Here is a 14,958-nt window from a genome sequence, read left to right as displayed (position 1 = left end):
CCGCTCACCTGATTTTATTCATTGTCGTATTTGAGGCCTTGTTTATACTTGTAACGTTCCAGCGCCAGCTCGATCATGCGGTCCAGCAGAGCAGGATACGATACACCTGTCTCGCGCCACAGCAGCGGGTACATGCTGAACGGCGTAAAGCCCGGCATTGTATTCACTTCATTAATCAGAATTTGGCCGTCGGACTTCCGTACGAAGAAGTCGGCACGGGTAATCCCGCTGCCTTCGATCGCCCGGAAGGCAGCAATCGCCGATTCACGCAGGCGGTCCGCCACCTCAGGATCGACAGGAGCCGGAATCAGCATCTGCGATTTGCCGTCGATATATTTTGCCGCATAGTCATAATATTCTCCGGAAGAGACGATTTCACCCGGAACGGAAGCCTCGGGGTCCTCATTGCCAAGTACGGCAACCTCCACCTCGCGGGCATCAACAAATTCTTCAATGATGACCTTGGTATCATAGCGGAAAGCAAAATCGACAGCCTTGATTAGACTTTCCTTGTCTACGGCTTTGGAAATGCCCACACTGGAGCCCAGATTGGCCGGCTTGACAAACACAGGGTAACCCAGCTTATCCTCTACCCCCATAATCAGCTCATGGCTTTTGTGCTTCCATACGGCAGCGTTGAAATAACAATACTCGCATTGCGCAAGACCCGCTTCGCCGAACAGCTTCTTCATCACGACCTTATCCATACCAGCGGATGAAGCCAGCACACCTGCGCCGATATAAGGAATATTCGCCATTTCAAACAGGCCCTGAATCGTACCGTCTTCCCCATTGGTACCGTGCAGCAGCGGGAACATCACATCAATGCTCTTCTCCCCGCCCGCTAGCCCGCTGAATACCGTATTTAATGCTGCGCCCATATCTCCGGCTGCCCCGGCAAGCTTCAACTGCTCAATTCCGCTGTAAGCGGCAGTGAGTGTTTCGCCGACCTTCCACAGCCCCTGTTTGGAAATATAGAAAGGAATAATCTCATATTTATCGTAGTCAAAAGCGTTCATAACCGCGAATGCCGTCTGCAGCGATACCTCATGCTCTCCGGATTTGCCGCCGTACACCAGTCCTACGGTTAATTTTGTGTTCCCCATGCCCTAACCTCTTTCTGGATTATAAGTAGTCATTGATATGAAAAAAACGGTAGGCCGTTCTGTCGGTCCATGCATAGGAATCACGGTAATCCCAGAAACGGTGACGGCTGCTGACCGTTCTTGCATTCACCAGCGGCATTCCGCCCGCGTCAAAAGCAGTGACGATCGTGCTGTGCTGGTAATGGCCGTTGCCGTCCCAGTCGTACAGGATGACATCGCCAAGCATCAGCTGATCCGGCCGCTCCACGGCCTCAGCGCGAAGTCCGCTGTTCCGCTCCCCGCTCAAATAGCGCTGCAGGCTGTCCGACACAGCCCAGCTGAAGCTCCACCATTCCTGCGCTCCATTGTAGCCTTTGTACCACCAGCCGGTTTCTCTTTTACCAGTATAGTTGATAGGTGCGCCCCCTGCAAAGAGACATTGAGACACATAATTTGTGCAGTCCACATCAAAAACCTCAAACTCCGGGTTGCCGTCCTTCCACCAGCGGTCAGCATAAGCCGCCGCTTCTTCCCGGCGGTAACGCACCTCCTTTGATCCGGCAATCCCGCGGAGCACATTCCGGTTAAGCAGGGGCTGCGACGGCTGCGGGGCAGGCAGTACCTCACCCCATTTGGACAACCGCAGTGCGGGATCCGCCTCCAGTGCTCTGCGCTGCGTATTTCTTTCCTGCACACTGCGCTCCACAGTGGCTATCTCCCATGAACTGCCTTCCCGCACAAAAGTCAGACGTTCCGTCTCGATCGTATCCTCGCGGTGCGTCATTCCGCCCTTCTCATAATACAGTGCACTGTGCAGCGCTACATCGGCTACGACCTCACCCGGATTCTGGCGGACGGTGCGCAGTGTCCTGACACCGGTCTCCGCACGCAGAGGAGTAATCCCCCGGCGGTTATACCACTGGGCAAGCCGCCGAGAGCGCTCCCCCTGGGCCACGAGATAACGCGGGTCCATGACGGCAGTACGGCGCGGATCGGCCCCCGGTGCCACACGCGCCTTGTTTAACTGATCCACATAAACATACAAGCTTTTCTTCCACTCTAATTCCATCCCGTTTCCCGCCCCTTCATCCCTGTTTGGCTGCTGTCCTATGTATATGAAGGAATACCTGCGGCTATACAGATGGAATCAGTGAATGACAAGCAGGCCAAGCTAATTTCCAAGCTTTAGGCAAAGCGCAAGAAAGCGCACGGGACAGGGCAAATCTGGGTAAAAAAGCAGCAAAAAAAACTTTACTCCCCCCTTTGTAACCGTTATACTTAACATACAAACAATATGAAATGATGTTTCACCAGATGAAACGAGGAGGCGCATATATGCCAAGCAAGGACCATTTTTCCCTGGCTAAGAACCTGGAGTCAGGCGGCAAAACCTACCGCTACTATCATCTTAATTCCCTTGAAGAACAAGGCGCAGGCAGCATTTCATCCCTGCCATTTTCCATCAAAGTACTGCTTGAGGCGGCTGTCCGCCAGTATGACGGACGGGCGATCACGGAAGAGCATGTAAAACAGCTGGCCGGCTGGTCAGGTGGCATAGACCGCAATAAAGAGATTCCTTTTATTCCTGCGCGGATCGTCCTGCAGGATTTCACCGGTGTGCCCGTGGTCGTCGATCTTGCTGCAATGCGCGATACCGTCAAGAAAGCGGGAGGCGATCCCAAGAAGATCAATCCGCTCGTTCCGGTTGACCTTGTCATTGACCACTCTGTCATGGTCGATGCCTTTGGCACCGCCGATGCGCTCGAATACAACATGAATGTGGAATTTGAACGCAATGAAGAACGCTACCGTTTCCTGCGCTGGGCGCAGACAGCCTTCAACAACTTCCGCGCTGTTCCGCCGGCAACAGGAATTGTGCATCAGGTCAACCTAGAGTATTTGGCGTCCGTGGCCACCACTAAGTCCGTTGACGGTGAAACTGTAGTCTATCCCGATTCCCTGGTCGGCACAGATTCCCATACCACTATGATCAACGGTCTTGGAGTCGTTGGTTGGGGTGTGGGCGGTATTGAAGCCGAAGCAGGCATGCTTGGGCAGCCGCTCTATTTTGTTACACCAGATGTGGTTGGCTTCAAGCTTACAGGCAGCCTGATGGAAGGTGCTACGGCAACCGACCTGGCCTTGACAGTAACGCAAATGCTGCGCAAGAAAGGCGTTGTCGGCAAATTCGTAGAGTTCTACGGACCGGGCCTTGCCAACATCAGCCTTGCTGACCGTGCGACCGTAGCCAACATGGCTCCCGAATACGGAGCGACCATCGGGTTCTTCCCGGTTGATGAAGAGACGCTGGCCTACCTGCGCAGCACCGGACGTCCGGATGAGCTGGTCGAGCTGGTTGGTGACTATTACAAAGCTCAAGGCATGTTCCGCACCGCGGATACACCGGACCCGCAGTTCAGCGACATCATCGAGCTTGATCTTGCCTCTGTTGTTCCCAGCCTTGCCGGACCGAAACGTCCGCAGGACCGTGTCGAGCTGACACATATGAAAGAGAACTTCGAAGGCATCATCCGCACACCTGTAGACAAGGGAGGCTACGGCCTCAGTGATGAGAAGATTGCTGAAGTCGTGGAAGTGCAGCACAAGAACGGCAGCACCAGCAAGCTCAGCACCGGTGCCGTCGTAATCGCAGCGATCACCAGCTGTACGAATACCTCCAACCCGAGCGTTATGCTTGGAGCCGGGCTGCTGGCCAAAAAAGCCGTGGAACGCGGTCTGACTAAGCCAGGCTACGTGAAGAGCAGTCTCACTCCGGGATCGCTTGTGGTTACGGAATACCTGGAAAAAGCCAATCTCCTGAAGCCGCTTGAGGCTTTGGGTTTCTATCTGGCCGGCTACGGCTGCGCCACCTGTATCGGCAACTCCGGCCCGCTGCCGGATGAAGTCAGCCAGGCCATTTCAGAACATGATATGACAGTAGCTGCAGTAATATCCGGCAACCGGAATTTCGAAGGCCGTGTGCATGCCCAGGTTAAAGCAAATTACCTGGCCTCACCGCCGCTCGTTGTAGCCTATGCCCTGGCCGGCACTGTGAACATTGATCTGAAGACTGAGCCGCTGGGTTATGATCCGCAGGGTGAGCCTGTATTCCTTGCAGATATCTGGCCGACTTCGGCAGAGATTCGTGAAGCAATCAGCCTTTCCCTAAGTCCCGAGATGTTCCGGCGTAAATACGAGAATGTATTTACTGCCAACGAACGTTGGAATTCGATCCCTGTGCCGGAAGGCGAGCTGTATGAATGGGATGACAACTCCACATACATCCAGAACCCGCCGTTCTTTGAGCATCTGGCGGATGGTGTCGGAGATATCAAGGACATCAGCAACGCGCGGGTATTAGCGCTGCTTGCCGACTCCGTCACTACTGACCATATTTCACCGGCGGGCAATATCTCCACCTCCGGTCCTGCCGGAGAATATCTGCGCAGCCATGGCGTGGAACGCGCCGACTTCAACTCCTACGGCTCACGCCGCGGGAACCATGAGGTGATGATGCGCGGCACGTTCGCCAACATCCGGATCCGCAACGCGGTTGCACCGGGTACGGAAGGCGGAGTAACCACCTTCCTGCCGAGCGAAGAAGTGATGTCGATCTACGATGCGTCTATGCTGTACCAGTCGGCTGGACAGAACCTGATCGTTATCGCGGGCAAGGAATACGGCACAGGCAGCTCACGTGACTGGGCCGCCAAAGGTACACTGCTGCTTGGGGTCAAGGCGGTCATCGCCGAGAGCTTCGAGCGGATTCACCGCAGCAATCTGGTCGGCATGGGCGTTCTGCCGCTGCAATTCCAGGAAGGTCACGGCTGGAGCAGCATGGGGCTGACCGGACGCGAGACCTTCAATATCACCGGACTTGACAACTACGTGCTCCCAAGCCAGGAACTCACCGTCACCGCCACCCGCGAGGACGGCACACAGTTTGAATTCCCGGTCATTGCCCGGTTAGACAGCACCGTTGACATCGACTACTACCGCAATGGCGGCATTCTGCAGACGGTACTCCGCCAGATGCTGGCTGATGCTGCCGCTTCGGAAACTGCACTGCCTGTAGAATAACTACAGCTGGTCAGGATGGGTGGAACCCACTGTGGCTTGCCTTCCATCCTGACGGTGCTGAACAGACTAAATAGCCCCCGACAATCCCGTAAGGGAGATTGTCGGGGGCTATTTAGCTTACCCTGTGGCTATGCTTGATCCAATCCAAGCGGTATCCGCAGCTTCGGATCGGGCCTAAATCTCGATGCGTTCAGCATCTAGTATCTTCTTATAGATAAGTGCAATTATTTGCGAGCGGTCGGTTACGTTCATCTTGTTAAAGATACGGCTCAGGTGATTTTTGACGGTATGTTCGCTGATAAACAGCGTGCTGGCAATTTCCTTATTCGTCTTCCCATGGACAATTAGCTCAAGTACTTCTTCTTCCCGGGGTGAGACCCCCCATTCTTCCTTCAGTGTAGTCAATGCCGGGCTATCCAGCAGCCTCGCTGCCGATACGATTCTCTTCTTAGGCCGCGAATCCTCCCGGCTCAGCAGAAACGACTGGAACGAGGAAATCCGTTCATCCTCAATCCAGGAAGCAATATTGTAGTCCTTGCTGTATCTGGATGGATCAATCCATTTGTGCGGAAGGCTGCCCAGATGTTGCTGATCGGCACCTCTTCCTGTATGCTGCAGTATCAGCGCAAGCACCTGGCCGGATAGAGGCAGGGGAGGCTTCTCCACAGTAAAGAATTGAGAGGCCAACTCGTCTACCTGCTGCAACAGCAGGATTTCATCCGGGTAATATCCAAACTCCGTTAACGCGTCAATCTGGAAAGGAGACAGCAGAGCCGCCCTTACCACCCTTTCAGCTTCCTCTTCAGTCAGGCCTATGTAACGGGCAAAATCTGCCGCCATATTGGAAGCGTCCAGCGATAGACTGCTCAGTTCAGTGTTTACATTCTGGAGGTAACGGCGCAGTTCGGTCAAAAAGGCCTCGGCCTGCTCTAGATACCTTTCTTCCTTCTCAAGAAGACGAATGGCAGCAGTGGCCAGACAGGCTACCGATTCGATGAAGGTCTGCCATTGCTCTGCTTCACTTCTCCCCCTGAATCCGACAGACAAGAGTCCTTTGAACTCGTTCCCGGATAGCAGCGGACATTCGAGCAGAACCGAACCTCCTGCCACCTCAAAGATGACAGCAGACGAGAGAAAGGATTGCCGGGAGTAGCGGGACTCCAGCCCTTTGACATACAATGCATCCTCATCTGAGGCCCAGCCCCTGGAAAAATACGTAATGTTTGAACTCACGATTTCCTGAAAGTAAACCAACGTGGATAGGGGATAAAAAGGCATGGCCATGACAACATCCAGCAGTTGCATACCCAGGTCTTTCCTCGACAACGCTTGCGGCAGCAGTCTAGCAGCTTCCTTAAGAAGGAACGTCCCTTCTTCAAGCAGTTTTCCCCTGCGCAGCAGCATTTCTCCCCAGTCGGATATTCCCAGCAAAGAGGCAACGATTTGCTCCTGCCGGTCGTAGCCCTGAACCTGTTCGTTTCTTCCAAAGCTGATTGCCAGCATAAGCGATCTTTTGCCGTTGTTGATCAAAACCGGATAACAGGACAGGCATTCCGGCAGCGTCATCCCCCGCCGGGTGAAGTAAAGAGATCTTGGATCCTTGGCAATGTCTGTCCAATGTCTCGGATCTTTGCCGAGGACCGCTTGTCCAAAAAAACCGTCCCCTTGCGAAAATACAGCATTCAGCAAAAGATGTGCCTCTTTTCCCGCAGCATAATTCACCTTGAATTGCCCTTCATCGTTCTCCTTGGCAAACGCATACAAATCAGCGGCTGAAAAAGTCCCTGCCAGTTGCTGGAGCACCTCTTCAATCTTCAGGAAATCCTCCTCCAGATGAGTCAGAAGCCGCGAAATCATCATAGCGTTTCTTTCCGTCACCGGCTTAAGGGCAGAGCCTCCTATTAATTTGCACAGGATACTGCCAAGAACGGCTATCTTGTCCCTGATCTCAAATATACGTTCACTACTGCTCTCGGGTAAGGCAGATAGCTCGGAACTTAGCTGATCATATTCCGGATGATTCTTCATCTTGGACTCGAAGGCTTGCAATACCAGTTCCTTCGCACCTTCCTCCATATAGAGGCCTGACCAGAGATAGTAAATCTCTCCGTACTCCGGAACCAGCGGGGTAATGATATACTTCAATCCAGGAATCCACCGGTCCAAGACGGCAGGATATGACAAGGCCCCCAAGCGGCGCAGTGTCTGCTCAAAAGGACGGTGTATGTGCTGCAAGGAATCAATAATTTCCTTATAAAACCTTCCTGCAATGGTTGGACGGGTTATCAGGTTTCCTTCCTGATCCGTTAGCACAAGAGCCTGACTCGTAACAGCACCGAATGTGTCTTGAAGTTGTTGAATCTCTTCCATTAATGAATCGGGTACTGCAGCGCTCAATGGAATCACCCATCCCCCCCGGAATAAAAGTTTAATTACTTATAAAATCTGAAACTTATAATTTGTAATCATAGTTCATTTTTACTATAGTTACAAATTGAATATTACTGTTCCTGGCAGTTTTCTCTTTAATTTACCCCCATAATTCGACTACATAACCAGACTTTCCCGATTAACCCATCATTAATCCCATTTCGGCTGCATTTTCCGAGAGAACCACAGCATATTCCTCGAGAGTTTCCCGGGACAAGCGGCTGACAGGGCCGGACAGGGAAAGGGCTGCCACCACGCTGCCATTGCGGCCGACAATAGGCACAGCCACCGCAGCAGCTCCTGGTTCCCGCTCCTCGAAGCTGGTCGCATAACCCCGGCGGGTAACTTCCTTAAGCTGCTCCAAGTATAGGCTTCTATCTACAGTTTCCGGCCAAGCCGGATCTGCCAGCAGCCGGATCTGCACCTCATGCGGCGCATAGGCGGCCAGCACCTTGCTGGAAGCGCCAACAGATAAGGGCAGCCGGGCACCAATCTGCGCCACCCGGCGGATTGCCTGCCGGCTCTGCACAGCCTGAATGCGCACACGTTCCAAACCATCGCGCAGATAGAGGCTGACCGTCTCTCCCAGCCGGTCGCGCAGCCGCTCCATCGCCGGAAGCAGCAGTGCCGCCGGCTCATCCAGCGTCGGCAGATGGGTTGACAGCTCCCAAATCCGCATACCGAGCCGGTATTTCTCGGTACTTTCATTGCGCATCAGAAAACCCTTCTCCTCCAGGGTAGTGAGCAGCCGGTGCACAGTACTCTTATGGAGGCCGATTTTGGCAGCAATCTCAGTCAAGCTTAAATCATCATTCTCCTTCGTAAAACACAGCAATATATCCAGCGCCCGCTCTACAGCACGTACGGTCAGTTTACGATCCTCCACAGCAATCTCCCCTTACCTGTTTCATTAAATGAAACCCGGTTACATAATTGTACATAGTTAATTCTATCTTAGAGCAAAAGCCCAAGGAAAGTCCAGTATATTAACTAACAGGAAAAGGCTGGGCCGCACTTTACAGTTAGATTACAAAAACGGCGAATTCATTGACTTTATGAGGGCGTCACCATACGATTAAACATATGAATTAATTATGCCGATACAAATGGAAATAGTTCATAACATGAAGCAGTTCAGCTTGATTTTGACTTTGCGATTTTAGGAGTGGATCTTATGGATCTGGCAACTCACCGTACCGGCAGACCGGTCTCACGCAAGACCAAGGAGGATAAGTCAGACATCGCCCCCAACCTTTCACTGGGGATGATTCGCGTTAAACATATTGTAGTTGCATTGCTGTTATCCGTATTTTTCTTCTTTGTGTTCTGCTTCATTGCCCTGCATGGCTATATTGCCTGGGTGCTGTCTAATCCGACAGTGGCTCCCCTGTACTCCAACCCTTCACTGGCCAAGGGGCTGGACTATGAAGATGTGACCTTTCAGGCGCATGACGGAAGCCGGACGATGCAGGGCTGGTATATCCCGTCCAAGGACTCTACCAAAACCATTGTCTTCAGTCATGGCTACGGCGCCAACCGCGAGGAATCCTGGGTACCGATGTATGATCTGGCCCATTATGCCCATAGCCTGAATTTCAACGTCGTCATGTTCGACTACGGCTTCGCTGCCCAGACCAACAAGGATATCGCTACCGGCGGCAAAAAAGAATCCCAGCAGCTCTTAGGCGCCATACAGTTTGCTAAGGACCGGGGGGCCAGAGAGATCGTCGTTTGGGGCTTCTCCATGGGTGCCGGCACAGCGCTTCAGGCGGGGTTAGTTACCAAGGACGTCGATGCGATGATTCTGGACAGCACTTTTTTGCTGGAGCCGGATACACTTTACCATAATATCAAACAAAATATCGATCTTCCCCGCCAGCCTTCCCTGGAAATTATGGAGCTGCTCTTTCCGGTACTGAACGGCACAGGGCTGAATCAAATTCCGTATTCCAAGGTAAAAGCTGAAGATTATCCTTTTCCCGTTCTGTTCATGCACGGCACGAAGGATGACAAGGCGCCATACCCGATTGCCGAAGAGCTTGCGGCCAACCAGAGCAACCCGTACTCGGATTCATGGATCGTCGAGGACAGCCACCATGAGCTGCTGTTCCGCGAGCATCCCCGCGAATATCTGCGCCGTGTTTCCGCTTTTCTGGGCAATGTGCATTTGGCTAAGAACCAGGAGAATGAGCAGACTTCCATTGCTGGCAAATAACCTCATAAGGTATCATCTTTTTTCAAAAATAATAGCGTGCAGAATGTATTCATAAAATACAACTCTGCACGCTATTTTTGTTATTTAGCTGCTACCGTCTTAGCAAAGCCCATGAAATCAGCCAACCCTTTGCAGTCTGCAGCTTTGCAAATGATCTCTTTAAAGATGTTCTCTCCCGGCAAGGCCACATAAGACACTGCTTCCGCTCATATAATGAACCGTTTAAGAAATCGGACGGGGGGGACTGCATGTAATGCTATATGTATACGGACCGCTGCTGCCAGCACGAATACTCGAAGAAACTGTATTTTGGAAAACCCAGGAGAAAGAGCATACCGAAGTCATCAAAGCAATTGTGCCTCAATTGGAAGAGCCTTATGTCAAACTGCTCGATGAATGGGCTGTTGTCTTTGGTGCCACAGAGCAAGCCGCGCGGCGGCTGCTGGAAACTTCGCTCACTCCGGCATTTGCCGGACAGCGTGAGCTCGCTGCCCAAACAGAGCTGCTGCTGCAGACCGTCTGTTCCCAGTCGCGTGAGTTCATCCGCCAGCTATACGCACTGTGCGAAAGCAGCAAGGCGGTGAAAGCCCAGCCGCTGGCGGCTATTGTACTGCTGCATATTATTCGCGAGTCCGAGTATTTCCTTGCTGTTCTGGAGGGACTGGGCACGCCCGGACAGGTTTCGGTTCTAATGCGGGATAGCGCAGCGGACCCGGCGGAGTATGCGTCTGTAGCTTCTGCAGAGGGCAGCGGCAACGGGTTTGGGCCTGCAGCCCCGGCAGTCCAAACCCGTGAACCCGGTTCTGTGCCTATAGGCGGGCATAAGCTGCCTCCGCTCCCTTATGCTTATAATGCGCTTGAACCGTATATCGACGAGAAGACCATGACTATCCATCATGACAAACATCACCAAAGCTACGTAGACGGACTGAACAAAGCAGAAATCAAGCTGGCGGAGGCCCGCAAAACCAACGATTTCGATCTCGTCAAACATTGGGAACGAGAGCTTGCTTTTAATGGTGCCGGACATTATCTTCACACCATCTTCTGGAACGTAATGTCTCCACAAGGCGGCGGACGTCCAACCGGCGCCTTGCTGGACGCCATTGAACGCAGCTTCGGCAGCTATGATGCCTTTAAAACGCAATTCACCGAAGCAGCGAATAAGGTTGAAGGCGGGGGCTGGGCTATTCTTGTCTGGAGCCCGCGCAGCCGCAGACTGGAAATTCTCACTGCAGAGAAACACCAGAATTTGTCGCAATGGGATGTTGTGCCATTGCTCGCCCTGGATGTGTGGGAGCATGCCTATTACCTCAAGCATCAGAACAACCGCGCCGCCTATATTCAAGACTGGTGGAAGGTCGTCAATTGGCCTTATGTCTCACAGCGTTATGCCGCCGCCCGCAAGCTGGTCTGGCAGCCCTTTTGACACTCCGGGAAAAAACCAATAAGTTCTAAGCCCCGTGGACTGCCATTGCGTTACGGCAACTTATAAATAAACAGAGCCCTGCTCTCATCTAAAGTGAAAGCAGGGCTCTGTATGTGTACAAATCCGGGAGAATCTCCCCTATCATCTTATTCCTTGATCAAAGCCAAAAACTCCGCGCGTGCGGCAGCATCCTCACGGAAGCTTCCTCTCGTCGCCATGGTCACCGTCTTGCTGCCGGGCTTCTTCACCCCACGGGCACACATGCACAGATGCTCGCCTTCCACGACGACCATAACCCCATGAGGATTCAGTACCTCGGTCATGATGTCGGCAATTTGAGTCGTGATCCGCTCCTGCACCTGCAGACGGCGGCTAACCGCTTCAACGAGACGGGCCAGTTTGCTTAGTCCGGCAATACGCCCGCTTGGGACGTAGCCGATATGCACTTTGCCGAAGAAAGGAGCCATGTGATGCTCGCATTGGCTGTAATAGACGATATCCTTTACAATGACCAGCTCTTCGTGAGATTCATCAAAAGTTACACCTAGCGCCTCTCGGGGATCTATCGAATAACCGCCAAATATCTCCTCGTACATCCGCGTGACCCGTGCCGGTGTTTCCAACAGCCCTTCGCGGCCGGTGTCCTCTCCGATTAACTCCAATATCTTCTCAACATGGTACTCGATCTGCTCGCGGTTCACCGTGACCTTGCCGTTTACGTATTCCTTGATGCCCCCCATGAAACCTCCCCCTTCCGCACCCGCGTACACCTTCATCTATCCGGACCGTGTTACTTGCCCTTGCGCCGCTGCCCTTTGTTTGCAACAGGAGCACGTCCAGGCTGATTATTGTTCTTCATCATTTGCTGTGCACGCTGCATTTGCTTGCCGTTCAGGTTGTAACCCATTTGCTTCGCAACCTTCTGCAGCATTTCCGGATCATTTTGCATCGTTGTCATTTGTCTGCGTAGATAATATACGCCGATAAAGAATCCGCCGATCAGACCAACAACAAGCGTAATAATAGGCCATACAATATCCATCTGGAATCCACCTTTGTACTCAATTGTCTGCAGCGCCCGCTGCGGGCATGCGAATCTATCATAGCATTTCAAGAACTGGACAGCAATTGGTAAATCCCATGAGTCAGAAGAGGTAGGTTCCGGTGCCATCCGGGAGGGCGTGCTCTGCTTCGAGCTGCAGCAGCCGGGTCTTGATCGCAAGGCCACCGGCGTAGCCGACCAGCGTTCCTCCCGCACCGATTACCCGGTGACACGGTACAATTACCGGAACAGGATTGCGGTTATTAGCTCCGCCTACAGCGCGCACAGCCTGCGGATTGCCGATCCGCACAGCAATATCCTTATAGGAAGCGGACTCTCCGTAGGGAATACCGCGCAGCGCCTCCCATACCTGAAGCTGGAAGGCCGTGCCACGCATATCCAGAGCCAGCGTGAAGTCCTGCAGTCCTCCGGTAAAATATGCCTCAAGCTGTGCTATAGCCGGCTTCAGCCGGGACTCATCTTCGATTAATATCACGGTTCCAATCCGTACCTTGAGCCATTTCTCCAGGTTCTCCCGGCTCCCGGCAAATGTCCCGAATTCTATAAGACATAATCCCGCCTCTGTTGCACATAAGGTCAGCGGGCCAATCGGCGATTCCATTTCACTATAATACACAGCAGTTTCAGTTCCCAGACTGCCCCCCGCCAGCTTGCTCATTACTCTCCGTCTCCTCCCGCTTCAGCAGCTTCTCCAGCGCCCGTTCAAGCATCTCCCGGACCTGGTTGTCCTCTTCAGCCAACAGTGCCTTTTCAACAGCCGCCAGCGCCTCTCCGCCGCCAATGCGCCCAAGCGCCCAGGCCGCAGTCCCGCGCATTTCCGGGCGTGACTCCCGCAGCACAATTTCGGTCAGCTTCGGTACAGCGCCAGCCTCTTTGAAATTGCCAAGCGCGATAATCGCATTGCGCTGGATCGGCTTTTTGCCGCGCCAGGCCGCCGAACTGCTGCCGAATTTCTCTTTAAACTCACGATTGCTGAGCTCAAGAATCGGCAGCAAAAGCGGCTTGACGATCTCCGGATCAGGCAGCAGCTCCGGACGGTGGTTCCAGTTCTTCCCGCGATTTATCGGGCAGACAATCTGGCAGGTGTCGCAGCCATACAGCCGGTTGCCGATCTTGGTCATATACTCATCGCTTAAGAACCCTTTGGTCTGCGTTAAATAGGAAATACAGGCCTGGGCGTTAAGCTGACCCGGGCCAACAAGTGCCCCGGTAGGACAAGCGTCAATACATTTCGTACAATCTCCGCAGCCTTCCTCCACGGGTTCATCCGGGGGAAACGGAATATTCGTCACCATTTCCCCAAGATAGATCCATGACCCCCACTTGGGAGAGATGATCGCACAGTTCTTGGCACTGAAGCCGATTCCTGCCCGCTCCGCTACAGCTCTGTCTACCAGCACGCCTGTATCCACCATACTCTCCAGCACAGCATCCGGCACACGCTCACGGATAAAAGCCTCCAGCTTCCCCAGCGCTTCACGCAGCACATGATGGTAATCCTGGCCCCAGGAAGCCCGGGCCAGAATGCCCCGGCGTGCACCCGGTTCAGATTTGGGCGGATTCTCCATCTTGGAAGGATAGGCCACCGCAATCGCCAGAATGGATAGCGGCGTCTCACCGGACGGAAGTGCCGGAATAGTCCGCTTATCCAAATCAGGCTCTTCAAAACCGGATTCATACCCCTTGTCCCGGTGATCCTGCAGGATGTTTTTTAAATATAGAAACGGCTCCGCTGTCGCAAAACCGATATCATCTATGCCCAGCGCCGGAGCGGCAGCCTTGATCTCCGCCTTGAGATCTTCCCATATGGAAGGCGGCGGAGCATAGGATGACTGAGTTTTAATGTTCATTTCCGCCTTCACCTTCTCTTATAATGAATTCAGTTTGGAAAGCGGCCACCAGATATAAACTGCCTTGCCGACAATACTCTTCTGCGGGACGGTGCCAAAGTAACGGCTGTCCTTGCTGGCTCCGGCATGCCGGTTATCACCCATCACAAAATAGCTTCCCTTTTCAACAGTCAGCCCCGAAAAATCAGGATCCTGAATCTCCGTATCAATATACGGCTCATCGGCCATTTTTCCGTTAACATACAGTTTATGGCCCTGTACCTCTATGAAATCACCGGGTACCCCAATGACGCGTTTCACCAGATATTCCTTGCGGTCCGGGCCGGTGCTGGGATCATGCAGCACAATAACATCTCCCCGCGACGGGTTCGCAAAGCTCAAAGTGATCTTGTTAATGATCAGCTTCTCCCCCTCAACCAGCGTAGGCTGCATGGACTGGCCGACCACAGTAGATATGTTGAAAATAAATATATTCAAAAGCGACATGAACCCAAATACAATTGCCGCGGTGATTACCCAATCCCGCAGTTCTAGAATCCATCTGTTTCCCGGCTGCAGTTTGGAGCCGTGATGTGTGACAGATCTGTATCTTTGCTTGCGGCTTCGCATAAATTCCCCTTCAAGCTCCTGGTCCATATGCCACCTTCTTGCCCAGATTGGTAGATCAAGTCTATAACAATAGAAAAGCATATCTCCCGGCCATTTGCAATGGACTCCAGGGAGATATGCTTTAGTATAATGGATCAGACTATGCAAGTCGCTATAGTTCTCTATTTAGTAAATGTTTCCGCTTACGCAGCACCCAA

Annotated in this window: 11 protein-coding genes and 1 pseudogene; 3 read left to right on the top strand and 9 right to left on the bottom strand. The window is 52.9% G+C overall.

What is annotated here, in order from left to right:
- Positions 1 to 14: 14 nt before the first annotated feature.
- The gene (locus tag NST07_RS03035; protein WP_342481021.1) at positions 15 to 1,106 is read right to left on the bottom strand and encodes a D-alanine--D-alanine ligase; all 1,092 of its coding nucleotides are present in this window, start codon (positions 1,104 to 1,106) and stop codon (positions 15 to 17) included.
- A gap of 19 nt (positions 1,107 to 1,125) precedes the next feature.
- Entirely contained in the window at positions 1,126 to 2,154 is a 1,029-nt protein-coding gene (locus tag NST07_RS03030; RefSeq protein WP_341089624.1) for an amidase domain-containing protein, read from the bottom strand.
- 266 nt (positions 2,155 to 2,420) lie between these two features.
- Here NST07_RS03030 and acnA point away from each other — a divergent pair, with 266 nt between their 5' ends.
- Complete coding sequence (gene acnA / locus NST07_RS03025; protein WP_341089623.1) at positions 2,421 to 5,165, top strand: aconitate hydratase AcnA; 2,745 nt, start codon at positions 2,421 to 2,423, stop codon at positions 5,163 to 5,165.
- Between the two features lie 174 nt (positions 5,166 to 5,339).
- On the opposite strand, the pseudogene NST07_RS03020 reads toward acnA, so the two are convergent.
- A pseudogene (locus tag NST07_RS03020) lies at positions 5,340 to 5,534 on the bottom strand (helix-turn-helix transcriptional regulator); the annotation flags it as partial.
- Positions 5,535 to 7,734: 2,200 nt separating this feature from the next.
- A complete protein-coding gene (locus NST07_RS03015; RefSeq protein ID WP_341089622.1) occupies positions 7,735 to 8,481 on the bottom strand; it encodes an IclR family transcriptional regulator in 747 nt (248 codons plus the stop codon).
- Positions 8,482 to 8,769: 288 nt separating this feature from the next.
- Here NST07_RS03015 and NST07_RS03010 point away from each other — a divergent pair, with 288 nt between their 5' ends.
- Entirely contained in the window at positions 8,770 to 9,810 is a 1,041-nt protein-coding gene (locus NST07_RS03010; RefSeq protein WP_341089621.1) for an alpha/beta fold hydrolase, read from the top strand.
- 253 nt (positions 9,811 to 10,063) lie between these two features.
- On the top strand, positions 10,064 to 11,239 hold the full coding sequence (locus NST07_RS03005) for a Fe-Mn family superoxide dismutase (RefSeq protein WP_341097534.1): 1,176 nt from the start codon (positions 10,064 to 10,066) through the stop codon (positions 11,237 to 11,239).
- 146 nt (positions 11,240 to 11,385) lie between these two features.
- Here the strand turns inward: NST07_RS03005 and folE are convergent, their stop codons facing one another.
- The 5 genes from folE to lepB form a co-directional block, all read right to left on the bottom strand.
- A complete protein-coding gene (gene folE / locus NST07_RS03000; RefSeq protein WP_341089620.1) occupies positions 11,386 to 11,979 on the bottom strand; it encodes a GTP cyclohydrolase I FolE in 594 nt (197 codons plus the stop codon).
- A 50-nt stretch (positions 11,980 to 12,029) separates the two neighbouring features.
- On the bottom strand, positions 12,030 to 12,281 hold the full coding sequence (locus NST07_RS02995; protein WP_341089619.1) for a YneF family protein: 252 nt from the start codon (positions 12,279 to 12,281) through the stop codon (positions 12,030 to 12,032).
- Positions 12,282 to 12,384: 103 nt separating this feature from the next.
- Positions 12,385 to 12,960 carry a methylated-DNA--[protein]-cysteine S-methyltransferase gene (locus NST07_RS02990; protein ID WP_341089618.1) on the bottom strand — a complete coding sequence of 192 codons (576 nt, stop codon included), beginning with the start codon at positions 12,958 to 12,960 and terminating at the stop codon, positions 12,385 to 12,387.
- Positions 12,926 to 14,152: a tRNA epoxyqueuosine(34) reductase QueG gene (queG, locus tag NST07_RS02985; protein WP_341377206.1), complete on the bottom strand. Its 1,227-nt coding sequence runs from the start codon at positions 14,150 to 14,152 to the stop codon at positions 12,926 to 12,928. The genes NST07_RS02990 and queG overlap by 35 nt, the downstream gene beginning before the upstream one ends.
- An 18-nt stretch (positions 14,153 to 14,170) precedes the next feature.
- Entirely contained in the window at positions 14,171 to 14,788 is a 618-nt protein-coding gene (lepB, locus tag NST07_RS02980) for a signal peptidase I (RefSeq protein WP_341089616.1), read from the bottom strand.
- Positions 14,789 to 14,958: the final 170 nt, after the last annotated feature.

Origin of the sequence: Paenibacillus sp. FSL L8-0340 (genome assembly GCF_038593145.1) — a bacterium.
Lineage (GTDB): Bacteria > Bacillota > Bacilli > Paenibacillales > Paenibacillaceae > Paenibacillus_AQ.
The sequence above is the reverse complement of the archived record's forward strand: the minus strand, read 5'-3'. Positions and strand labels throughout refer to the sequence as shown.

Excerpts from the sequence above, each read along its gene's own strand:
- NST07_RS03035 (WP_342481021.1), bottom strand. The coding sequence starts at position 1,106 with ATGGGGAACACAAAATTAACCGTAGGACTGGTGTACGGCGGCAAATCC.
- NST07_RS03030 (WP_341089624.1), bottom strand. The coding sequence starts at position 2,154 with ATGGAATTAGAGTGGAAGAAAAGCTTGTATGTTTATGTGGATCAGTTA.
- acnA (WP_341089623.1), top strand. The coding sequence starts at position 2,421 with ATGCCAAGCAAGGACCATTTTTCCCTGGCTAAGAACCTGGAGTCAGGC.
- NST07_RS03010 (WP_341089621.1), top strand. The coding sequence starts at position 8,770 with ATGGATCTGGCAACTCACCGTACCGGCAGACCGGTCTCACGCAAGACC.
- NST07_RS03005 (WP_341097534.1), top strand. The coding sequence starts at position 10,064 with ATGCTATATGTATACGGACCGCTGCTGCCAGCACGAATACTCGAAGAA.
- folE (WP_341089620.1), bottom strand. The coding sequence starts at position 11,979 with ATGGGGGGCATCAAGGAATACGTAAACGGCAAGGTCACGGTGAACCGC.
- NST07_RS02995 (WP_341089619.1), bottom strand. The coding sequence starts at position 12,281 with ATGGATATTGTATGGCCTATTATTACGCTTGTTGTTGGTCTGATCGGC.
- NST07_RS02990 (WP_341089618.1), bottom strand. The coding sequence starts at position 12,960 with ATGAGCAAGCTGGCGGGGGGCAGTCTGGGAACTGAAACTGCTGTGTAT.
- queG (WP_341377206.1), bottom strand. The coding sequence starts at position 14,152 with ATGAACATTAAAACTCAGTCATCCTATGCTCCGCCGCCTTCCATATGG.
- lepB (WP_341089616.1), bottom strand. The coding sequence starts at position 14,788 with ATGGACCAGGAGCTTGAAGGGGAATTTATGCGAAGCCGCAAGCAAAGA.